This is a genomic window from Streptococcus sp. 9.1, from assembly GCF_016648815.1.
In the GTDB taxonomy this organism is placed as follows: domain Bacteria; phylum Bacillota; class Bacilli; order Lactobacillales; family Streptococcaceae; genus Streptococcus; species Streptococcus salivarius_E.
Genome location: NZ_JACLQS010000008.1, coordinates 1 through 21966 on the forward strand (window position 1 = coordinate 1; position 21966 = coordinate 21966).

Annotated in this window: 21 protein-coding genes, 1 tRNA gene and 1 pseudogene; 15 read left to right on the plus strand and 8 right to left on the minus strand. The window is 39.9% G+C overall.

All coding sequences use genetic code 11. The features are described from left to right. Positions 1-214 precede the first annotated feature (214 nt). The 5 genes from H7T93_RS06585 to H7T93_RS06605 all read left to right on the plus strand — a co-directional run bounded on the left by H7T93_RS06585 (position 215) and on the right by H7T93_RS06605 (position 4261). Positions 215-469, plus strand: a complete 255-nt coding sequence (locus H7T93_RS06585) for a type II toxin-antitoxin system Phd/YefM family antitoxin (RefSeq protein ID WP_129852038.1) — start codon at positions 215-217, stop codon at positions 467-469. Between the two features lie 3 nt (positions 470-472). Beyond that, positions 473-727, plus strand: coding sequence for a Txe/YoeB family addiction module toxin (locus tag H7T93_RS06590; protein ID WP_021143706.1), 255 nt, complete (start codon positions 473-475; stop codon positions 725-727). A 709-nt stretch (positions 728-1436) separates the two neighbouring features. Beyond that, entirely contained in the window at positions 1437-3542 is a 2106-nt protein-coding gene (locus H7T93_RS06595) for an AAA family ATPase (RefSeq protein WP_004183275.1), read from the plus strand. A gap of 135 nt (positions 3543-3677) precedes the next feature. Next, complete coding sequence (locus H7T93_RS06600) at positions 3678-4076, plus strand: hypothetical protein (RefSeq protein ID WP_037602686.1); 399 nt, start codon at positions 3678-3680, stop codon at positions 4074-4076. Positions 4077-4093: 17 nt separating this feature from the next. Continuing rightward, positions 4094-4261 (plus strand): hypothetical protein, encoded by a 168-nt coding sequence (locus tag H7T93_RS06605; protein WP_162837453.1) that lies wholly within the window; start codon positions 4094-4096, stop codon positions 4259-4261. 180 nt (positions 4262-4441) lie between these two features. Here H7T93_RS06605 and H7T93_RS06610 read toward each other — a convergent pair whose 3' ends face one another. Both H7T93_RS06610 and H7T93_RS06615 read right to left on the minus strand, forming a co-directional pair. Continuing rightward, a complete protein-coding gene (locus tag H7T93_RS06610) occupies positions 4442-4741 on the minus strand; it encodes a hypothetical protein (RefSeq protein WP_037602683.1) in 300 nt (99 codons plus the stop codon). After that, positions 4738-5157: an HIT family protein gene (locus H7T93_RS06615; RefSeq protein ID WP_002891660.1), complete on the minus strand. Its 420-nt coding sequence runs from the start codon at positions 5155-5157 to the stop codon at positions 4738-4740. The genes H7T93_RS06610 and H7T93_RS06615 overlap by 4 nt, the downstream gene beginning before the upstream one ends. Before the next feature lie 64 nt (positions 5158-5221). Here H7T93_RS06615 and H7T93_RS06620 point away from each other — a divergent pair, with 64 nt between their 5' ends. From H7T93_RS06620 to H7T93_RS06640, 5 genes are all read left to right on the plus strand, one after another. Next, complete coding sequence (locus tag H7T93_RS06620; RefSeq protein ID WP_037602681.1) at positions 5222-5953, plus strand: ABC transporter ATP-binding protein; 732 nt, start codon at positions 5222-5224, stop codon at positions 5951-5953. Continuing rightward, entirely contained in the window at positions 5950-6987 is a 1038-nt protein-coding gene (locus tag H7T93_RS06625; RefSeq protein WP_037602678.1) for an ABC transporter permease, read from the plus strand. Before H7T93_RS06620 ends, H7T93_RS06625 begins: the two co-directional genes overlap by 4 nt. 57 nt (positions 6988-7044) lie before the next feature. Beyond that, a complete protein-coding gene (ccrZ, locus tag H7T93_RS06630) occupies positions 7045-7836 on the plus strand; it encodes a cell cycle regulator CcrZ (protein WP_002884270.1) in 792 nt (263 codons plus the stop codon). Between the two features lie 9 nt (positions 7837-7845). Beyond that, positions 7846-8487 (plus strand): tRNA (guanosine(46)-N7)-methyltransferase TrmB, encoded by a 642-nt coding sequence (trmB, locus tag H7T93_RS06635; protein ID WP_037602675.1) that lies wholly within the window; start codon positions 7846-7848, stop codon positions 8485-8487. Positions 8488-8545: 58 nt separating this feature from the next. Further along, positions 8546-8632: transfer RNA gene (locus H7T93_RS06640), tRNA-Ser, on the plus strand. A 75-nt stretch (positions 8633-8707) separates the two neighbouring features. On the opposite strand, the pseudogene H7T93_RS06645 reads toward H7T93_RS06640, so the two are convergent. Together H7T93_RS06645 and H7T93_RS06650 are read right to left on the minus strand one after the other, a co-directional pair. Then, positions 8708-9957, minus strand: a pseudogene (locus H7T93_RS06645) (ISL3 family transposase). A gap of 203 nt (positions 9958-10160) precedes the next feature. Continuing rightward, the gene (locus H7T93_RS06650; protein ID WP_037604077.1) at positions 10161-11342 is read right to left on the minus strand and encodes an NAD(P)/FAD-dependent oxidoreductase; all 1182 of its coding nucleotides are present in this window, start codon (positions 11340-11342) and stop codon (positions 10161-10163) included. A gap of 112 nt (positions 11343-11454) precedes the next feature. On the opposite strand from H7T93_RS06650, the gene ilvD reads away from it, so the two are divergent. Further along, positions 11455-13173: a dihydroxy-acid dehydratase gene (gene ilvD / locus H7T93_RS06655; protein ID WP_155198240.1), complete on the plus strand. Its 1719-nt coding sequence runs from the start codon at positions 11455-11457 to the stop codon at positions 13171-13173. Between the two features lie 156 nt (positions 13174-13329). On the opposite strand, the gene H7T93_RS06660 is transcribed toward ilvD, so the two are convergent. Next, positions 13330-13689 carry a metal-sulfur cluster assembly factor gene (locus tag H7T93_RS06660; RefSeq protein WP_037598415.1) on the minus strand — a complete coding sequence of 120 codons (360 nt, stop codon included), beginning with the start codon at positions 13687-13689 and terminating at the stop codon, positions 13330-13332. Positions 13690-14194: 505 nt separating this feature from the next. Between H7T93_RS06660 and H7T93_RS06665 the strand changes: the two genes are divergently transcribed. From H7T93_RS06665 to H7T93_RS06675, 3 genes are all read left to right on the plus strand, one after another. Continuing rightward, positions 14195-14731 (plus strand): DUF536 domain-containing protein, encoded by a 537-nt coding sequence (locus H7T93_RS06665; RefSeq protein ID WP_002884601.1) that lies wholly within the window; start codon positions 14195-14197, stop codon positions 14729-14731. Positions 14732-14780: 49 nt separating this feature from the next. Beyond that, positions 14781-15371 (plus strand): 3'-5' exonuclease, encoded by a 591-nt coding sequence (locus H7T93_RS06670; protein WP_037604076.1) that lies wholly within the window; start codon positions 14781-14783, stop codon positions 15369-15371. 174 nt (positions 15372-15545) lie between these two features. Further along, on the plus strand, positions 15546-16274 hold the full coding sequence (locus H7T93_RS06675) for a MerR family transcriptional regulator (protein ID WP_037604075.1): 729 nt from the start codon (positions 15546-15548) through the stop codon (positions 16272-16274). 50 nt (positions 16275-16324) lie between these two features. Here the strand turns inward: H7T93_RS06675 and H7T93_RS06680 are convergent, their stop codons facing one another. Together H7T93_RS06680 and H7T93_RS06685 are read right to left on the minus strand one after the other, a co-directional pair. After that, positions 16325-18967, minus strand: a complete 2643-nt coding sequence (locus H7T93_RS06680) for an FtsX-like permease family protein (RefSeq protein WP_201041707.1) — start codon at positions 18965-18967, stop codon at positions 16325-16327. 14 nt (positions 18968-18981) lie between these two features. Then, entirely contained in the window at positions 18982-19683 is a 702-nt protein-coding gene (locus tag H7T93_RS06685) for an ABC transporter ATP-binding protein (protein ID WP_201041708.1), read from the minus strand. A 1104-nt stretch (positions 19684-20787) separates the two neighbouring features. Here H7T93_RS06685 and H7T93_RS06690 point away from each other — a divergent pair. Continuing rightward, entirely contained in the window at positions 20788-21405 is a 618-nt protein-coding gene (locus tag H7T93_RS06690; protein WP_175057747.1) for a hypothetical protein, read from the plus strand. A 118-nt stretch (positions 21406-21523) separates the two neighbouring features. Here the strand turns inward: H7T93_RS06690 and H7T93_RS06695 are convergent, their stop codons facing one another. Then, positions 21524-21823, minus strand: a complete 300-nt coding sequence (locus H7T93_RS06695; protein ID WP_021143723.1) for a YbaB/EbfC family nucleoid-associated protein — start codon at positions 21821-21823, stop codon at positions 21524-21526. Positions 21824-21966 lie beyond the last annotated feature (143 nt).

Sequence of the window (21966 nt, forward strand, 5' to 3'; positions counted from 1 at the left end):
TATGGTAAGATGGGAGTAGCTCATAGTGTTTCCTCGGGTTCTGTTTGTGTGGTTACTTACAGTTTACACCAATGAAAAGCTATGAGTTTTTTTGTTGCACTATATTTTACAATTTTTCGAATAAATGTTATAGAAAGTATAAACTTGTCAGGAACTTGTACAAGTTTATACTCTTGGTATATAATAAAAGAAAAGAGGAAAATGAGGTATGCTAATGGAAGCAGTCGTCTATTCAACGTTTCGAAATCATTTGAAGGATTATATGAAAAAGGTTAATGATGAATTTGAACCTCTAGCTGTAGTCAATAAAAATCCCGATGAAGATATTGTAGTGGTCTCAAAGAGTGAGTGGGATAGTATTCAAGAAACATTGCGTATTGTTCAAAATAAAGAACTTTCAGACAAGGTTTTAAGGGGAATGGCTCAGGTGCGTTCCGGAGAGACTCAAGAGCATGCACTAAAGGAGTAGAAAATGTTACTCACTTTCACTGAAGATGCATGGATGGATTATTGTTATTGGCAAAATCAGGATAGGAAGACACTTAAGCGAATCAATAAGCTGATTAAAGACATTCAACGGGATCCTTTTTCAGGTATTGGGAAACCAGAACCCTTGAAGTATGACTTTCAAGGAGCTTGGTCTCGGCGAATTGATGCTGAAAATCGTTTGATTTATATGATTGATGGTAAAAGTGTCGCCTTTCTCTCTTTCAAAGATCATTATTAGGTCTACCTTTGGTAGGCTTTTTTACTTTCCGTAAATTATTTTCAAAAAGGTCAAAAAAGATCAAACAAAGCCATTGACCTTTACTGACTAATGGTGTATGATAGTCGCATAAGGATTTAGCTTCCTTATAAATATAAATCTTGCAGTGCTTGCCTAAATACTTGTCATAAAGTTATTTTGGTTTGACTGCAAAAAAGTTTATGACAAAGGTCAAAAAAAGTCAAAAAAGATATTGACTAATACTGACCAATGTTGTACAATATAAACATAAGGAAATGAAATCCTTATGAAGGCTGTCAAAACAGTCCATATATCGATATGAAAAGATTGCAGCTTGTCTGCTTAAATTTTCATTAAAAAGGTCAGTAAAAGTCAAAACTAAATTCTTGACCCAAGCAGATGAAAGGTATATGATAAAGCTATAAGGAAAAAGGTTTCCTTAATCTACAAGTTTCTTTCTGAAAGAGGCTTGGAAGTTAGCTATATTGAGAGATTCACAGAAAGAAGGTGGCTCTTATGCTAAATGACAATTTATTTAAGACTGTGAAAGTTCTCAGTCTCCTACCAAGAGCAAAACCTGAGATTATTAGAAGAGTAGTTGAAGCTACTAAAAATTTTTAGGGTTTTGGTCAGTAAAAGTCAAAAAACACATTAACATAAAAATAACACTTAAAAAAATTCACAAGAAAACACAAAACGAGGTAATTATATGAACAACAACTTTAACAATATGGACGATCTTTTCAATCAATTGATGGGTAACATGGGTGGTTACCGTTCAGAAAACCGTCGCTACATGATTAACGGTCGTGAAGTGACACCTGAAGAATTTGCGATTTACCGTCAAACAGGTCAATTGCCTGGTAATGAAGGTGAAGCAGTGAACCCAACTCAACAACAAGGTAAAGGACCTAAACAAGATGGTATTCTTGCTAAACTTGGTCGTAACTTGACTGAAGAAGCTCGCGAAGGTAAATTGGATCCTGTTATCGGACGTAACAAAGAAATCCAAGAAGCTTGCGAAATCTTGGCTCGTCGTACCAAGAATAACCCAGTCCTTGTCGGGGACGCTGGTGTTGGTAAAACAGCTGTAGTTGAAGGTTTGGCTCAAGCTATCGTTAATGGTGATGTCCCAGCTGCTATCAAGAACAAAGAAATCATCTCAATTGATATTTCTGGACTTGAAGCTGGTACGCAATACCGTGGTAGCTTTGAAGAAAACATTCAAAACTTGGTAAATGAAGTCAAAGAAGCTGGAAATATTATCCTCTTCTTCGATGAAATCCACCAAATTCTTGGTGCCGGAAGCACTGGCGATGGCCAAGGGTCTAAAGGTCTTGCTGATATCTTGAAACCTGCTCTTTCACGTGGTGAATTGACAGTGATTGGTGCAACAACTCAGGATGAATACCGTAACACTATCTTGAAGAACGCTGCTCTTGCTCGTCGTTTCAACGAAGTTAAGGTTAATGCTCCTTCTGCTGAAGATACCTTCAAGATTCTCCAAGGTATCCGTGATCTTTATGAAAAACACCACAATGTTATCTTGCCAGATGATGTTTTGAAGGCAGCGGTAGATTTCTCTGTACAATACATTCCACAACGTAGCTTGCCAGATAAGGCTATCGACCTTGTCGATGTAACAGCTGCTCACTTGGCTGCTCAACACCCAGTGACTGATGTGAATGCTGTTGAACATGAAATTGAAGAAGAAAAAGCTAAACAAGAAGCTGCAGCTGCCAAAGAAGACTACGAAGCAGCTCTAAACGCTAAGGTTCGTATTGAAGAACTTGAAAAGAAAATTGCTAACCACACAGCAGACCTTAAAGTCACTGCAACTGTTAACGATGTGGCTGAATCTGTAGAACGTATGACTGGTATCCCAGTATCGCAAATGGGAGCAACTGATATCGAACGTTTGAAAGATATGGGCCACCGTTTGCAAACTAAAGTTATCGGTCAAGATAAGGCCGTTGAAGCAGTGGCACGTGCCATCCGTCGTAACCGTGCAGGATTTGACGAAGGTAACCGTCCAATCGGTAGCTTCCTCTTTGTAGGACCTACTGGTGTTGGTAAAACTGAGTTGGCTAAACAATTGGCTCTTGATATGTTCGGAACCAAAGATGCCATTATCCGTTTGGACATGTCAGAATACAGCGACCGCACAGCCGTTTCTAAATTGATTGGTACGACAGCTGGTTATGTTGGTTATGATGACAATAGCAATACTTTGACAGAACGTGTTCGCCGTAACCCATACTCAATCGTTCTTCTCGACGAAATTGAAAAGGCTGACCCTCAAGTCATCACCCTTCTCCTCCAAGTTTTGGACGATGGTCGTTTGACAGATGGTCAAGGTAACACTGTAAACTTCAAGAATACTGTGATTATCGCAACTTCAAACGCAGGCTTTGGTTACGAAGCTAACTTGACAGAAGATGCTGATAAACCAGAACTTATGGATCGTTTGAAACCTTATTTCCGTCCAGAATTCCTTAACCGTTTCAATGCTGTCATCGAATTCTCACACTTGAGCAAAGAAGATCTTTCTAAGATTGTAGACCTTATGTTGGTTGAAGTTAACAAGACGCTTTCTAAGAAAGACATTGACTTGGCAGTTAGCGAAGCTGCTAAAGAATACATGACTGAAGAAGGCTACGATGAAGTCATGGGTGTTCGTCCACTCCGCCGTGTGGTTGAACAACAAATCCGTGACAAAGTCACAGACTTCCACTTGGATAACCTTGATGCTAAACACCTAGAAGCTGATATGGAAGATGGTGTCTTGGTTATCAAAGAAAAAGATGCTAAATAAAAAGCATAAAACCTCCTAATCCTATTATGAAGCAGAGATGTTAGTAGACATCTCTGTTTTTTTCTTTTTTATTTAAGACTTTCCTTGGGTGCTACGGACGGAAGCGACTTCCTAACGGAATTCCATTCCTAAGATTTGAGCGTAGGTCTCAAATCTTCCGAAGCAAAAACGGAAGAACTATATAGTGATAAAAATATTAAAATAACAAGAACTGGTGGAAATATTATTATTGATAACTTAACGGATAAAGAAATTAATATAAAATCAACTTTTGTAATTAACAATAGTATTGAAGCAACACCATTTAGTTCGTCACAATCTAGTATCGATCCGAAAGGAGAGCAGTCAGTATCTATATCAGAATTTGTTGCAGTTAATCCAGGACAGAAAGTTGAGGAATCAGACGAAAAAGCAAAAAAAGCAAACTACTATAAGCATAAAATGAAGAGCGGTGAAAATATTGGGTGGACTGCTAATATACAGAATGGTAACTATGATACAATGAATTCATTTAGTATAAATTTTAATTACTAATTGTGAGGAGATGCAGAATGGATTTATTGGATAAACTGTTAAGTAATAAGATTGTTAATACAAATGGTTACACACGTTCAGATACTGGTACCAAAGTCCATTCCTATTTAAGGACACATCCTAAAAATCAAGGCTTAACGAAATCAGCAACACGTTCTATTATTAATGCTTTAAAAAAGAAATAGTAATTATATGAAAATAGGTTTAGTAGTGTTCTCTTTAATCTGATTAGTGGTGCCTTTTATTATTGAATGATACTTTCTGTTGTGAAAAAAAGGAACATTGAGTGACTATTACACTATCCATAAACTTTTTATAAGTTTTCATCATTGATAAAAAAGGTAAGTAGCCGATGCTACTTACCTTTATTCTTTATCATCACCTTGATACTTTTGCAAGCGTTCTTGGATGATGTTGAGTCGGGGTTCGAGGTCTTTTTTGAAGACGCGTGTTTTATAGTTGAGGTCTTGTTTGATGTCAGCAAGAACAAGGTTTTGTTCCTTGATGATGTCAAGGTTGCGTTTGATATTGTCCAGATCGTGAGAGATATTTTCTCGTGATTGGTTGAGGTCTAGGATTTCCTCTTTGATGTCTTCACGTCGTTTATAGGCGTAGTAGGCACCGTAGGCAAGAGCTCCAAGAGCTAGAAAGCGTCCGATTTTCATTCTGTTACCTCTTTAGCGATGCTGTCAGCAAGGTCGGCCAGGGCAGCGAAGTCTGGTTCGTGTTCGTCAAATCCCATGTGGATACCATCGTCTGCACCGTAACGAGGAACGAGATGAATATGAGCGTGGAAGACGGTTTGTCCAGCAACTTCTTCGTTGTTATTAAGGATATTCATGCCGATTGCTCCAGTTGCTTTTTGCACGGCACGAGCAATTTTTGGAACACGGCTAAAGACAGTCTCAGCGGTCTCAGCAGACATTTCTAAGATGTTACGAACGTGCTCTTTAGGAATAACCAAGGTATGTCCTTTTGTAGCTTGTGAAATATCGAGGAAGGCTAGAACCTTGTCGTCCTCGTAGACTTTTGATGAAGGGATTTCTCCAGATATAATTTTACAGAAAATACAATTATCCATAATAACGACCTTTCCATGAGTTTTTGTTATAATAGATTATATCATACCAAAGAGAGAAAAGATAATGCTTAAATTAGAAAAGGTGACGGGTGGTTACGCTAATATTCCCGTCCTAAAAGATGTGACTTTTGAGGTGGCTGATGGTGAATTGGTTGGTCTCATTGGTCTTAATGGTGCTGGAAAATCAACAACAATTAACGAGATTATTGGTCTCTTAACACCTTATGGGGGACAGATTGCCATTGATGGGTTAACTATTCAACAAGATCCAGCTAGCTATCGTCAGAAGATTGGCTATATTCCTGAAACGCCAAGTCTCTATGAAGAGTTGACGCTTCGTGAACATTTGGAAACGGTGTTGATGGCCTATGGTCTTGATGTGACTGAGGGGATGGCACGTGCGGACAAGTACCTCAAACTCTTTCGCTTAGATGAAAAGTTAGATTGGTTCCCGACTCAGTTTTCAAAGGGAATGAAGCAGAAGGTTATGATTATCTGTGCCTTTATTGTTGGTCCAAGTCTTCTCATTGTTGATGAGCCCTTCCTAGGTTTGGATCCCTTGGCGATTTCGGACTTGATTGAGCTTTTAGCTGAGGAAAAAGCTAAGGGCAAGGCGATTCTCATGTCTACCCACGTTTTGGATTCAGCCGAGAAGATGTGTGATCGCTTTGTGATTTTGCACCATGGACAGGTCTTAGCACAGGGGACTCTCGAGGAGCTCCGTCAGACTTTTGGCGACGATAGTGCCAGTCTTAACGATATTTACATGCAGTTAACTAAGGGAGAATTGTCATGATAGCTAAGCTATTTAAGGAGCGTAGCAAGCGATTCAATGCCCGCTGTGCTAAGTATAGTCGCTACGTGTTTAATGATCATTTTATCTTGGTTCTTCTCTTTCTGCTAGGTTTTGTCTTGGTTCAGTATAGCCAGTTGCTTCGACATTTTCCAAAGAATCCGTGGGCAATTATTCTTGGCTTGCTTATGCTTTGTCTGTTATTACCTTTCTGGGGGAATATTGCGACTTATCTAGAACCTGCGGACAAGCACTACCTTTTGGTTAAGGAAGAAGAGGTGCTAGACCATGTTAAGAAGGCAACAGGACGTGCTTTTAGATTTTGGGTAATAGTACAAACCCTGATTTTTATTTTGGTTATTCCTCTCTTTTTAGCCTTGAGACTTCCAGTTTGGGGAGTTATCCTTGTAGCTGTGGCTATGGCTATTCTTAAGTATGTTATTTTCCAGAAAAAGGCTCAACCTTTTTATAAGCAGTCTGGACTGAATTGGACTGAAGCTATTGCAGGAGAAAATAAGCGTCAACAATCGATCTTGAAGTTCTTTTCACTCTTTACCAATGTTAAAGGGATTACGTCGAGTGTTAAACGTCGTGCCTATTTGGATGGTGTTCTCAAACGTACAAAGAAAGACAAGGAAAATACCTGGTATAATCTTTACCTAAGAGCCTTCTTGCGTTCTGGAGATTACTTTGCCCTTAGCCTACGCCTTTTTGCCCTAACGCTTTTAGTTATCTTTTTGGTTCCTGAAAAATGGCTGGCTATGGTTCTTGTGGTTGTTTTTGACTACCTTTTGCTCTTCCAGCTCACGGCGCTTAAATCGCACTTTGCTTATCAGAGAATGGCTAACCTTATGCCAGTTGGAAAAGACATGCAGGTGAGCAATCTTAAGCGCTTGATTACTCAGATTGTACTTGTGCTGACTCTGGTCCAGGCTATTTGCCTCTTCGATCTTAAATTTAGCCTGATCTTGGTTGGAATTATGCTAGTTTTGAGCCTTGTTTACCTACCAGCCAAGCTTAAGAAGATGATTGACTAACACCTATTAAATAAGTTAAAATAGAAACGAATGACTAAAGAAAAAGGAGATGCCTAGGTGACATCAACAGATAAAGATTTGAGCCTGACTCCTCTCAAAGGAAATAGTGGTAAGGCCTATATGGGAACTTACCCAAACGGAGATCGCGTCTTTGTGAAGATGAATACAACACCAATCTTGGCAGCTCTTGCCAAGGAACAGATTGCACCACAGCTCTTGTGGGCTAAGCGTCTGGGAAATGGTGACATGATGAGTGCACAGGAGTGGCTTGATGGTCGTATTTTGACCAAACATGACATGAACAGTAAACAGATTATCCAAATTCTTGGTAATTTGCACCGCTCTAAACACTTGGTTAATCAACTTTTGCAGTTGGATTATCATATTGAAAATCCTTTTGATCTTCTACACGAGTGGGAAGAAAATGCCGCTTATCAATTGCGTGAAAATGGCTTCCTTCAAGACGTTGTTAGAGATTTGAAACGTCATCTTCCAGAGTTTCGTGCGGAGATTGCAACAATTGTTCACGGAGATGCTCGTCATAGTAACTTTGTCATCACAACCTCAGGATTGATTTATTTGGTTGATTGGGATTCTGTACGTCTAACAGATCGTATGTATGATGTGGCACAAATCCTCAGCCATTACATTCCATTGGCACATTGGCCCCAGTGGTTGTCATACTATGGCTATAAGAACAATGACCTTGTGATGGACAAGATTTACTGGTATGGGCAATTTTCATACTTGACACAGATTTCAAAATTCTTTGATAGTCGTGATATGGAACATGCCAACCGAGAGATTTATGAACTTCGTAAATTCAGAGAGACCTTGCACAGATATTAGAAAGTAGACATGCGAGTTAGAAAACGTAAAGGTGCAGAGGAACACCTAGCTAACCATCCTCAGTACGTTATTCTTGAGCCGGAAGCTGCTAAAGGTAAGTGGCATGAGCTTTTTGGTAATGATAATCCTATCCATATCGAGGTAGGATCTGGTAAAGGGGCCTTCATTACTGGTATGGCCCAACAAAACCCTGACATCAACTACATTGGTATTGATATTCAGTTGTCTGTTTTGAGCTATGCCTTGGATAAGGTCTTGGCTTCTGGTGCTGAAAATGTCAAACTCTTGCGTGTGGATGGATCTTCCTTGACCAACTATTTCGAAGATGGTGAAGTGGATATGATGTATCTGAATTTCTCAGATCCATGGCCTAAGAGCCGTCATGAGAAACGTCGTCTAACTTACAAGACTTTCCTAGATACTTATAAGCAAATTCTGCCTAAAAACGGAGAGATTCACTTTAAGACAGACAATCGTGGACTTTTCGAATACAGTTTGGCGAGCTTTTCACAGTATGGAATGGTTCTCAACAAAGTTTGGTTGGACCTTCATGCAAGTGATTATGAGGGCAATGTCATGACTGAGTACGAGCGTAAGTTCTCAGAAAAAGGTCAGGTCATCTACCGAGTAGAGGCTCAGTTTAAAGATTAATTATTGAAAACTTGATTAAAAATAACGATTAGCCTATTGATGGCTAATCGTTTGATGTGGAGAGGTCGCATAGAGGCCGAGTGCGCACGCTTGGAAAGTGTGTAGTCCTTAACGGGGCTCGGGGGTTCGAATCCCCTCCTCTCCTTTGAGAAATAGACAAAGTGTCCCTTCCGTTTTAGAGGCTCTTTGTCAACTGTAGTGGGTGACGAAAAGCTAACATCTAGAGAGAACCTGATAGGTTTTCTCTTTTTGTATGTTCAGAGTGATGAAAACACGCTTCCTAAAGTTAATAAAGTTTCTAAAACCGAAGCCCAGACGTTTAATATCTTTGATAAGCTTATTGGTCCCCTCCAATTTTGCATTTGAGTAATGTGTTTCTAGTGCATTTTTGATGTATTGTTTATGTTTACGAAAAGTCCTAAAGACTGTTTTGAAGTAATGATTGACCTTGCTTATATTCTCCTCTATGAGTTCAAAAAACTCATCCCCCCTCTTCTCCTGAAAGTGAAAAAGCAAAAGCTGATAGAGGTTATAATAATTGGTGAGTTCTTCTGAGAAATTCAGTGTCTTCTCAACGACTTCATGTGGGCATAATGTTTGATGGAAGGTCTTTGAGTAAAAAGGGTTGAGAGATAACTTACGGCTGTCCTTTTGGAAGAGTCTCCAGTGATTTTTTAAAGCTCGATAAGGTAGTGACTTCTTATCAAACTGGTTCATAATCGCAATTCTTGTCTTTAAAAAGGCACGTCCAAGGTGCTGGATGATGTGGAAACGATCAATAATGATTTCGGCATTTGGAAAAAGTCTTCGAGCTAGTGGCATATAGGCTCCTGACATGTCCATCGTGATAAACCGTACCTTTTGTCGTACTTTCAATGGATACTTCAAAAAGTAGTTTCGAATAGTGGTTTGACGGCGATTATCAAGGATGGTTATGAGTTTGTTTGTCTCATAGTTTTGAGCCACAAAAGCGAGTTCACCTTTCTTGAACCCAAACTCATCCCAGGACATAACAGCTGGGAGTTTGTCATAATGTTCCTTGAAAGTAAACTGGTCAAGTTTACGATAGACAGTGGACGTCGATACACGAAGTCTTCTGGCAATATCCGTTAGTGATACCTTCTCAGTTAGAAGTTGTGCAACCTTTTGTCGAACAAGATTGGAGATTTGGCAGTTTTTCTCAACGATTGATGTCTTAGCTACCGTGACTCTCCTACACACTTTACACTGGAAGCGACGTTTCTTCAGACGTAGTAGTGTTGGAGTTCCAGCTTGTTCAAGAAGAGGGATTTTAGAAGTCTTTTGAAAGTCGTACTTGATCATCTTTCCATGGCAATGAGGACATGATGGTGCAGGGTAATCAAGTTTTGCATGAATCTCGATATGAGTGTTAGTTTCAAAAACAAGTGAAATAATGATGTTAGGGTCTTTAATTCCAATTAATTCTGTGGTATTCTTAATAAGTCTCATGAGTTCTTCCTAATGATGGTTTGGTCGCTTTTCATTATAGTTCTTATGGGACTTTTTGTTTACACTCAAAAAGCTCCATAATCTCTACAGTGGTTTTACCCACTACAGAAATTATAGAGCCGTTTTAGAAGGGACACTTTTTAGGTATAGTAATTAAAAAGAAGATGGTTTTAACAGCTTTTTATGATAGGAGGACTCAATCCTTAGTCCCAAGGGCTCTGAATCCCTGCTACCCAACCGGTACAGAGGGCGCTAGTAATGTTAAAGCCACCAGTATGGGCATTGATGTCAAGTACCTCTCCTGCAAAGTGTAGGTGAGGGACTTTTTTACTTTCTAGAGTCTTGGGATTAATTTCCTTAAGGTCAACGCCACCTTTAGTCACAAAGGATTTGGCAAGTGACATTTTACCTGTGATTGGAATTTCCATGCCCTTAAGCTGACTGATAATGTTTTCCAAGTCTTTTGGATGCAGTTGTTTAACCTTGCTATCAGCCTTGTCTTCTGCTAGGAATTCAGCGACACGCTCAGGTACAAGAGCTTTGAGGGTGTTTTTGACAGATTTCTCGCGATTTTCCTCAAAGTAAGCCTTGAGATTTTCTTGGCTTTGGTTGGGAAGAAAGTCCAGATGAGCTATCTCACCACCCTTGACAAAACTGGAAAGACGTAGGGCGGCTGGTCCAGATAGGCCAAAATGGGTGAAGAGAAGGTCGTGAGTAATCTTGTGTTTGCCATAGGACAGAGTGACATCGTCAAGAGAAATTCCCTGTAAAGCCTTGTGAGGAAAGTCGGTTAGGAGTGGACTTTCCGCAGCTTCAAGTTCAGTGACATGGAGCTTAAAATGGCGGGCAATATCATGTCCAAAACCAGTTGAACCAGTCGATGGGTAGGATTTTCCTCCAGTTGTGACGATGAGTTTATCACTGGTAAAAGTCTGGTCTGAAGACTTAACTTGGAATTGCTTATCAACTTTTTTGACGGAGACAACTTCTGTATTGGTAAGGATACTAGCGCCCAGTTCTTGAATTTTATTTTCCAGAGCTTGGATGATGGTCCGTGATTTATCTGTCTTAGGGAAGACACGTCCGTGATCCTCAACCTTGAGTTTGACACCATTGTCCTCGAAAAAAGCAATGATATCGTGGTTATCAAATTGTGAAAAGACGCTATAGAGGAAACGTCCATTACCAGGAATGCCTGCTAGAAGGTCGTCTAAAGTCCCGTTGTTAGTAACATTACAACGTCCACCACCAGTACCAGACAGCTTCTTTCCGAGACGTTTGTTTTTTTCAATTAGGAGGGTTTGTTGGCCATAGAAGGCTGAGGCAATGGTTGCCATCATGCCAGCAGGCCCTCCACCAATAACGATAGTATCAAAATGTTTCATGCCTTTATTTTAGCATAATTTAAAAAGGGAGAATAGTTGGTAAATGGTCAGTTTTTTTAGACAATTTATGTTAGAATAGGAGTAGAAGTTTAAATTAGAATAGTTATTAACTATGGAGGAAAATATCGTGTCTGAAAATAACATGAAACACCGTTCATCTGTCTACGATAGCATGGTTAAATCACCTAACCGTGCCATGCTTCGTGCGACTGGGATGACGGATGATAGTTTTGAAAAGCCTATTGTTGGGGTTATCTCAACTTGGGCTGAGAACACACCATGTAATATCCACTTGCACGGTTTTGGTCAAATTGCCAAAGAGGGTGTTAAAGACGCGGGTGCTTGGCCGGTTCAATTTGGTACGATTACCGTTGCCGATGGTATTGCCATGGGGACACCAGGGATGCGTTTCTCATTGACATCTCGTGATATCATTGCTGACTCAATCGAAGCAGCTATGGGTGGTCACAACGTCGATGCCTTTGTTGCAATCGGTGGTTGTGATAAGAACATGCCTGGTTCTATGATTGCCATTGCTAACATGGATATTCCAGCGATTTTTGCCTATGGTGGTACCATTGCACCAGGTAATCTTAACGGTAAGGATATCGACTTGGTTTCTGTTTTCGAAGGTATCGGTAAATGGAACCACGGTGATATGACCGCAGAAGAGGTTAAAAATCTTGAATGTAATGCCTGCCCTGGCCCTGGTGGTTGTGGTGGTATGTATACTGCCAACACAATGGCGACAGCAATCGAAGTAATGGGGATGAGCCTTCCAGGATCATCATCTCACCCTGCAGAATCAGCTGAGAAGAAAGCAGATATCGAAGAAGCAGGTCGTGCAGTTGTTAAGATGCTTGAACTAGGTCTTAAGCCATCAGATATCTTGACACGTGAAGCCTTTGAAGATGCCATCACTGTCACAATGGCACTTGGTGGTTCAACAAATGCGACACTTCACTTGCTTGCTATTGCTCATGCAGCTAACGTTGATTTGACACTTGAAGATTTCAACGATTTCCAAGAGCGTGTGCCTCACTTGGCTGACTTGAAACCTTCAGGTCAATATGTCTTCCAAGATCTTTACAATGTTGGTGGTGTACCAGCCGTTATGAAATACCTTCTTAAGAATGGTTTCCTTCACGGTGATCGTATCACATGTACTGGTAAGACTGTTGCAGAAAACTTGGAGGCCTTCGATGATTTGACACCAGGTCAAAAAGTCATCATGCCGCTTGAAAATCCTAAACGTGCTGATGGTCCATTGATTATCTTGAAAGGTAACTTGGCTCCAGAAGGTGCGGTTGCCAAAGTATCAGGGGTTAAAGTTCGTAACATCACTGGTCCTGCTAAAGTATTTGACTCAGAAGAAGATGCCATCGAAGCAGTTCTTTCTGATGAAATCGTTGATGGCGACGTAGTTGTTGTACGTTTTGTAGGTCCTAAGGGTGGTCCTGGTATGCCAGAAATGTTGTCATTGTCTTCAATGATCGTTGGTAAAGGTCAAGGGGACAAGGTTGCCCTCTTGACAGATGGACGTTTCTCAGGTGGTACTTACGGACTCGTTGTTGGTCACATTGCTCCTGAAGCTCAGGTTGGTGGACCTATTGCCTACCTCCGTACAGGTGATATGGTTACAGTTGACCAAGATACCAAAGAAATTACGATGCACGTTTCAGACGAAGAGTTGGCGAAACGTAAAGCGGAAACTGAGTTGCCACCACTTTATAGCCGTGGTGTCCTCGGTAAATACGCTCACATCGTTTCTTCAGCGTCACGTGGTGCCGTTACCGACTTCTGGAATATGGATAAATCAGGTAAAGCCTAATGAAATGATATCAACAAAATCACACCGGACATTTGTTCGATGTGATTTTTTGATATTAATTTCTAAGACAGTTGTTGGCAGTGTGATGACAAGTAATGGTTTGTCTGTTGTTACTCTAGTAAAAAACCGGTTGGAAATGTCCAACCGGTTTTCCTTTTATTTTCCGCCTCGAGGTGAGATACCAAGAGCGATACGTCCATAACGACTGATGCGTGTCATCTTCCAGACCGGTGAATAAGTGGTTTCCACCTTGACAGAGTTAATACCGTCAATGGATTTTAGCTTTTCAGCGATTTCATAAGGCATAGTCTCTTCACAGCCACAACCAGTATCAGTAAAGGTCATAAGGAAGTAGCAGTGGCCATTTTCATCGACAGTGATTTCATAAATCAAACCAAGGTTGTAAATGTCTAGCTCAATCTCAGGGTCGAATACAGTGGTCATTTGTTCGACGATTGGCTCTAAGAAGGGCTGGGCCAAATCATTGACCTTAATATCATCACGGAAGTTTTTCATAGGACTCATTCTTTCTATTTTGCTTTTGTTTATTATGGCATAATTTAGGGCTTTTTTCAATCTCGGATGGCAATATGAGGCTTTAGTAAGCGAGTAAAGTAACAATAAAAAAAACTCCAACAGTCAAACCGTTGAAGATAATGTGATTTATGCTTCAATATCAAGTCGTTTTGCAACCAAGGTTGCTCGAATACCATCAAAAATTGGAGCAAGAATGAAAATCCCAAACCTTGTGGAATTGTTCCCACCATTCCTAGATACAACAGATCTGATACCGACCAAACTCAATTTGGAAGTACCGATTGTTTAAGTTAAAGACTTTCCTTCTATATACATTTATACCCACACATAGTTTACCAAAAGCTTAGCTTCCTATCAAGTAAATTGTTTGAAGAGTGAAAGGAAAAAAAGTCCTTCAGATATCCAGAATAACTAGTCAAATTGACAGAAAGGAGTGATTGTGATATTCTCATAGTAAGACATTTCAAGAGAAAATGAGGCTATTATGAGTATTGAAAAGACAGTCAGCGAGATTGCTGAAATCCTTGGCGTTAGTCGTCAAGCAGTCAATAATCGTGTCAAACAACTTCCAGAAGAAGATCTAGAAAAAAATGCTAAAGGAGTTACTGTCGTTAAACGCAGTGGCTTGATTAAGTTGGAGGAAATCTACAAGAAAACCATCTTTGACGATGAGCCAATCGATGAAGAAACAAAACAACGTGAGTTGTTGGAGATTCTTGTAGACGAGAAAAACTCTGAGATTGCCCGTCTCTATGCTCAGTTGAAGGCTAAGGACGAGCAGTTGTCTAACATGGATGACCAATTGCGTGTCAAAGACGTTCAAATCGCCGAAAAGGACAAGCAAATTGATCAACAGCAGCAATTGACCTTGACTGCTATGAAGGACAAGGAAGAGCTTAAACTGGAACTTGATGAGGCTAAGGTTGAGGTTGACGAAGCCAAGGCCCAAGTGGAAGAAATCCAGACCAAACAAGAAGAAGCTTCTAAAAAAGGTTTTTTTGGACGTCTATTTGGAAAATAAAAAAGAAGCTGGGACTCAGTCTCAGCTTTAACTATTGTAGGAGATAAAGATGGAAAATTTAGAAACATATATTGCCTTTGATTTGGAGTTCAATACGGTGGATGGCGTTAGCCATATCATCCAAGTGTCGGCGGTTAAGATGGACCAGCATAAGGAAGTGGACCAGTTTGACTCTTTTGTCTATTCGGATGTTCCTTTGCAGTCCTTTATCAATGGTTTGACTGGAATTACAGCGGATAAGATTGCCAAGGCACCAAAGCTAGAGTCTGTTCTGGCGGATTTTAAATCATTTGTTGGTGACACTCCACTTATTGGCTACAATGCTCTTAAATCAGATTTGCCTATTCTAGCTGAAAATGGTTTGGACTTGGAAGAGCAATATGCTTTAGATGTTTTCGATGAGGCCTTTGACCGTCGTGCTTCTGATTTGAACGGTATTGTTAACCTCAAGTTGACTAGTGTGGCAGATTTCTTTGGAATCAAGGGACACGGTCATAACAGCTTGGAGGATGCTCGTATGACCGCACAGATTTACGAGAAGTTTCTCGAATTAGATGAGAATGCCAAACTTTTGGAGCAACAGGAAGAAGTCAGTAACAATCCTTTTGCTGCCTTAGGTTTGGGTGGCCTTTTCGACTAGGGCTTTACAGAAGCTGTAAAGGGTGTAAAGAGTGATAGCTAACTTTTTCTGTAAGAAAAGAAAATCCTCTAGGGTTAGGGCTTGCATATTACCTTGCGTTATAAGGTGGAATCTAGGTATCAAGGGTGGCCAAGGTCCTCCTTTGATAGAAAATCTTAAAAGGAGGTGACTGAGATGTCGCAGTTTTCAACAGGGGAGTTGGCTAAGGCAGCAGAAGTGTCTGTTAGGACTGTCCAGTACTATGATCAACGAGGTATCTTGACGCCGTCTGAAGTCACAGAAGGTGGTCGGAGAATCTATTACGAATCAGACTTGGAACGCCTGCAAGTCATTTGTTTCTTAAGAGATTTGGATTTCTCAATTAATCAAATCAAAAAACTCTTGCAAGAGGAGAATAGGGAACAGGTTTTAGAGCTTTTGTTGACAGATCAAATCGAGAGCTTGGAAAAGTCTTCGAAGGAAATAGAGGTCAAACTAAAACGTGCCCATCACTTGCAAAAAGAAACTGCTAAGTGGCGTCAACTTTCACTAGAAGATTTGTCAGACATTTCACGTCTTATGGAAAATCAAAAATCATGGCGAAATTTGCAGTTGAGAATGTATGGGAGTATTGTTCTAATCTCCCTTCTTTATCTGGTAAGTCTACTGATAGTCATTTATTATTTTAAGGATCCTAGAGGTTTGTTTGTTGTCTGCCCCGCATTTATCATAGCCACAAATTTAGTGGTGTTTCACTATAGAAAGCAGTTCGAATACCTCTGTCCTAATTGTCATAAGGCTTTTGACCCTAGTTTTAAAGACTTTGCTCTTGCAGGGCATACTCCTAGGACTCGTAAACTGACTTGTCCTCATTGTCATGTGAAGACCTACTGTCTAGAGTTGGCTAAGACTAAAACGAAATAAATTATTGAACATAAAAAACGCTTGAGAATTGCTTCTCAGGCGTTTTTAGCTTATTCAACTGAACTTAGGGCTTCAAGCATATTTAGTTTGGCAAGGCGTTTGTTAACGACGAAGCCAAGGATAATAAGAATGAAGCCGATAAGAACAGCTGGTAGAAGGTAAGTAGCCAATCCGATAGATGGATCAAACATGATACGATCTGGTGGAATGATGCTTACCATATATTGGTGGAGTGCTTGTCCAAGACCAAACCCTACGAAGATACCGATGATAGACAGGTAAATAGTTTCACGATAGATGTAGAGGGATACTTCATTATTGTAGAAACCAAGAACCTTAACGGTTGAAAGTTCGTGGATACGTTCTGAAACGTTGATGTTAGTTAGGTTATAGAGAACAACCACAGCAAGGAGAATGGAAACCGTAATCAAAATACCAATAACCTGTGTCAATGAATTGACCATAGTGCTGATTTGCAGTTTAAGGTTGTTGTTTTGAACAACACCGTAAACATTTGGTAAGTTGATGAATTTGGCTGCCATATTTTCAACATTTTGCTTAGTTGGTTCAGCGAGAGTAACAAGGTTGGCATTATTCACTGAAGGTGTTCCAAAAGCTTTTTGGTAGTAGCTAGCATTCATAAAGAGGAAATGCCCCATGTACATTTCAGTGATACCAGCTATCTTAATCTTGACAGATTCATCCTGACTGTTTTGCACAGTAATGGTATCTCCGACCTTGAGGTTTAGAAGTTTTGCCATTTTTTCAGAGATAATTGCTCCCTCATTAGATAGCTTGAGAGTCTTATTGCGGTCTCGGTCATGTAAGCTAACGTAACTGTCAATGAGTTTTTCGTCACGGTCGTTAAAGACAAGGGTTGAGATTTCTTGAGTGTCCTTATTGGTACCGGCAATTTTTTGCAAGGTTTCAAAATGGACATTCAAGTATTCTTTGACGTCTTTGCTATCGAGGAGTTTAGTGAGTTCCTCATCCAGAGCACTTGACGCATTTGGTTGCTTGGCAACAATCATATCATAGTGAATGATGTCTTCAAACTGTTGCTGGTTAAGGTTAGATACAGAAGATCGAATTCCTAAACCTGCAAAGAGAAGTGCAATAGAACCTGCGACACCAAAGAGGGTCATAAACATCCGTTGCTTATAGCGGAAAATATTACGCATGGTAACTTTTTCCGTAAAGCTGAGACGTTTCCAAAGCGGTGTGATGCGCTCTAGGACAATCTTAGCTCCTGCTCGAGGTGGTTTTGGAAGGAGGAGTTGGGAAGGCTTTTCCCAGAGCTCTTTTTTGGCAACCACAAAGGCAGGTAGCACAGCAGATAAGAGACCTAAAAGGAAGGCCACAAGGGTAAGTCCTAAGTAGAAGTGCAATTCAAAAGCAGGAAGCTGCAAATCGCTCTTATAAGTGTTGTGAATTAGAATCGGAAGTAGTGTATGACCGGTAATAACACCTGCGGTTGTACCAGTAATACTCGTTATCAAACCATAAATGACGAATTTATGGATAATTCGCGAATTACTGTAGCCTAGGGCGTTGAAAATACCAGCCTTACCACGCTCTTCTTCAACAAAGCGTCCCATGGTTACAAAGGTAACCAAAGCTGCCATAAAGTAGAGGGCGACAGGGAAGATGTTACTCACATCGTGAATGATGTTAATATTACTTTCATAAGCAACATATCCCTCAGAACCCGGAATCTCTCGACGAGAGTAGAATTGATAGCTAGGCGCTGGTAAATTATCGACCATTGCTTGACTTTCTTCGAGTTCTTTTTGCTTGGCTTCAATCTTGTTAGTAGCTTCTTTGACATTAGCAGCTTCAGCAGCGTTGCTTGTAGCCATTTGCTGGGTCTGTGCGAGGGCTGTTTCAAGTTCTTGTTTAGCTTGAGTAATTTGAGCTTGAGACTGAGACTTGATCTCAGTTAGGCGTTTCTCAGGTTCATCTTTAAAGAGTTTCTTGAGTTCAGCCTTTCGTTCAGAAATCTTATTTGCGTATTCTTCACTAAAAGGACTAACATTTTCCAAATCCTTGTAGCGGATGCGGGCAATCATGTAATCGTTAGAGGTGAAGTCCGTCTCTGGAACAATGGCGTAGCCATCTAGTTTCCCCGTACCAGCGCTGGCATTACCAAGACGGTTCCTAGAGAGAAGTTCAGAGGAATTAACAAAACCAGTAATGGTATATGTTTGTTCCTTTAACTGTTTTTGCCCTGAGCTATCTACTGGCTCAGAAAAGTTAATCTTATCTCCAACGCTATATTCTTCTTTATAAGTTGAGGAAAGAGCGATTTCCCCGTCCTTGGTAGGAAGTTTCCCCTCAATAAGGTCGTAAGTGGAGATTTTCTTAGGTTTAGAGAAGATACGAAATGCCGTATTCGTCCCCTTGACGACAGCATCTTTGAAATAACCATACTCGATGTCTACATTCTTCTTTTTTATTGTATTGAGAAGGTCCTGATCGGTTTGGTTGATACTGTAAGTACTGATTAAGCTCAAGTCAGCTGTTTGATGCGTCTTGAAGAAGTGTTCCCCAGTTTTCTTCATATTAGGAGAAGTTACTTTAAGACCAATCAAGGCAAAGGATCCCAGTGCCATAAGTAAGGCAATAGAGAGCATACGCCCTTTAGAAGCTACAAAGGTTCGCCAAACATCTTTCCAATAAGTTGTTTTTTTCATGACGTTGCTCCTTTCTAGTATTCCAAGTCCTCGATTTTTTGTGGATTAGGATTAAGTTCCACACTCTTAATCTTGGCATCGTGCATTCGAATGACACGATCGGCAATTGGAGCTAGAGAAGCATTATGGGTAACGATAATAACAGTTGTTCCCTGTTTGCGAGCCATTTCTTGAAGGAGGGTCAGGATTTGTTTCCCTGTTTGATAATCCAGAGCCCCTGTTGGTTCATCACAAAGAAGAATCTTTGGATTTTTGGCAACGGCGCGTGCAATAGCGACACGTTGTTGCTCCCCACCAGATAGTTGTGATGGGAAGTTGTCTAAGCGGTCTCCCAAACTGACTTCGACTAGTGTTTGAGTAGCATCTTTAGCGTTTGGAACGATTTCAGATGCTAGTTCGACGTTTTCCCTGGCCGTAAGGTTAGAAACTAAGTTGTAAAATTGGAACACAAAGCCAACGTCCTCACGACGATAGGTTGTAAGTTCTTTGGCTGTGTATTCAGAGATATGCTTACCATCAATAATGACGCGGCCTTCGTCATTGGTGTCCATACCACCCAAGATGTTAAGAACGGTTGATTTCCCAGCGCCAGAGGCACCAAGAATAACGACAAGCTCCCCTTTTTCGATATCAAAGCTTACGTCGTTGTTTGCGATAATTTCCAGATCACCGGTTTTATAGCGTTTATAGCTATGCTTCATTTGAATATAAGCCATGAATTTCCCTTTCATACGAAAATAATGATGCTGATAATTACCTATCTTTCCGTACTCTATTGTAACGGATTTTCCTTGGAATATCTAGGTTTTGAGGCAAAAAAAGGGTTAAAAGTGGAGAGGTTCTTCTTACATGTGACAGAAATGTGGACGAAGCGCTTACATATGAGAATATACTATTTCAAATGAGCTTTGAGTAAGGTGAAGATTTGGTGAAATAGTTATAAAGTTAGGTTATTTTTAGTCTTTTACGGAGTGGATATACTATTTTTTTCAATTTCTATAATTATCGGAGAGTTTAGGTCGGTAAATACTTCATCATAGGGGTGCCAAAGGGGATTTAGTTTTCCGTCAAAGTTGATGATAGATAAAGAGTTTTTTCATAGTTTCTAGCAATGACGTATCCAGAATACGGACATTTTTTTTGAATTTGGAGGATACATTTTCTATATGGGGAAAGTTATTTATGGGGAAATAGAGGGCTTTTCGTAATGATTTTTTTTGTGTTAGTTATTTTTAAAGAAGTTGTAAACACCTTAAAAATATATATCTAAATGAGAGATATGCATCTTTAAGATTAGTTATTTATTATGAGGCATTCCATAAAGTTACCCTTAAATCCTTTTGTTGTGGCATTCTTTTGACTAATAGAGGAATTCTAGTTCCTAATCTTATTTTAGGATGTTTAGAATTCGACTTCCTGTCTCAAGAATTCTTTTTTATAGTTACATTTAAAGTGTTTGGACAGAATTTTGCTATCCGATAAAATTTTTTTGGAGATAAGTCAGCAAAAGTGCTTTCTGAAGAATCTGTCTAAAAAACAACTATTATTTCCCTAAGTACTACTTAAAGAAATTACCATTTGCATAGCGTAAAAAAGCTAATCTGATAATAGATTAGCACCAATTTTAAGACATGAAGTTGTCATTTGTTTAAAATGCTTAAAAATTAAAGAAACGCTTGAAATCAAGGGGATTGCATGCTAATATTGTTATCTGGGTGAAGGGGTGGTCAAACAGCTCAACCAACCTTTTGCCTCCTACAGCAGTAAATAGGACGCCTTGTTAGCCAGTTAGAGCTAACCAAATAAATAGTGAGGGATTTATGATTAAGAACAAAGATAATGGTTTTATCGGCAAAGCAATAATCAGCTTGATTGCTACTTTGGGGACTCTGGCTTTATTCATGGGTACCAGCGGGGCTTCGGCTGACGTCAAAGAAACTCCTAAACTTGATTTAGATGCCAATAAGACTATGGTTCAAACCGTTAGTGATGAGGACTTGAAGAATCATGATGGGCAAGCTCAGGATACGAAGAAGCAAGAAACACCTGGACAAAAACAGCCAGAAACTGAGGAATCTAAGACTACAGATGAGGAAACTCCTGACTACATCGTTATCACCGAGGTAGTGGATTCGTCGGAGCATAAGCAAGACTCTAATCAAGTGGTTGATGGAGTAGCTCAAACGCTTGACCCAGACTTGTTGAATGAGATTTTAGCTCAAACTAGCGAGGTTGGAGAATACCAGATTTATGTCAAGAATGATGATGAACTATTGATCTCAGGGCCTGTACCTTCCCAAACAGCGAATGAGGATGTGAATTACCCTACTTTAGAAAGTTCATTGGATTCAGCAAGTATTTACTTAGGTCAAAAGAATCGTTATAAATTGGCAAACGAAGAAGACGCACAGTCAGGTCTTGCCTTGGTTGAAGAATAAAATTTTTATATGACTAACACAAAAAGACTTGGACTTCTTGTCCAAGTCTTTTGTATGTTATGACTGAGTTGCTAGATGAGTATATAGAAAAAGGAACCGCGAGATTCCTTTTCATTTTTTAGAATGGCAATTTACCTGCAAAGGCACCCATTGATTTTTTAGTCGCTTCGTCAATTTGTTCAAGAGCATTGTTAAGTGCTTGAACAGTCATATCTTGGAGTGTTTCCACATCATCAGGATCTACGACAGCATCAGCGAAAGTGATGTTAACTACTTTTTTGTCACCAGTTAATTCAGCAACGACCAAGTCTTGGGCTGATTTTCCAGTGAAAGTTGTAGCAGCCAATTCAGCTTGACTTTTTTCCATTTGTTTCTGAAGCTTTTGAGCTTGCTTCATCATGTTTTGCATGTTCATCATAATATTTTCTAGATTCCTTTCATATCAAGGGTTTAGCCCCTGTTTCTTAAATTTTACTGCCCACTTCTGTCCAGAAATAAGTAGTATAAAAATCTTAACTATTATACCATGTTTAGCTTGATTAACAAAGTGAGGAGAAGTAT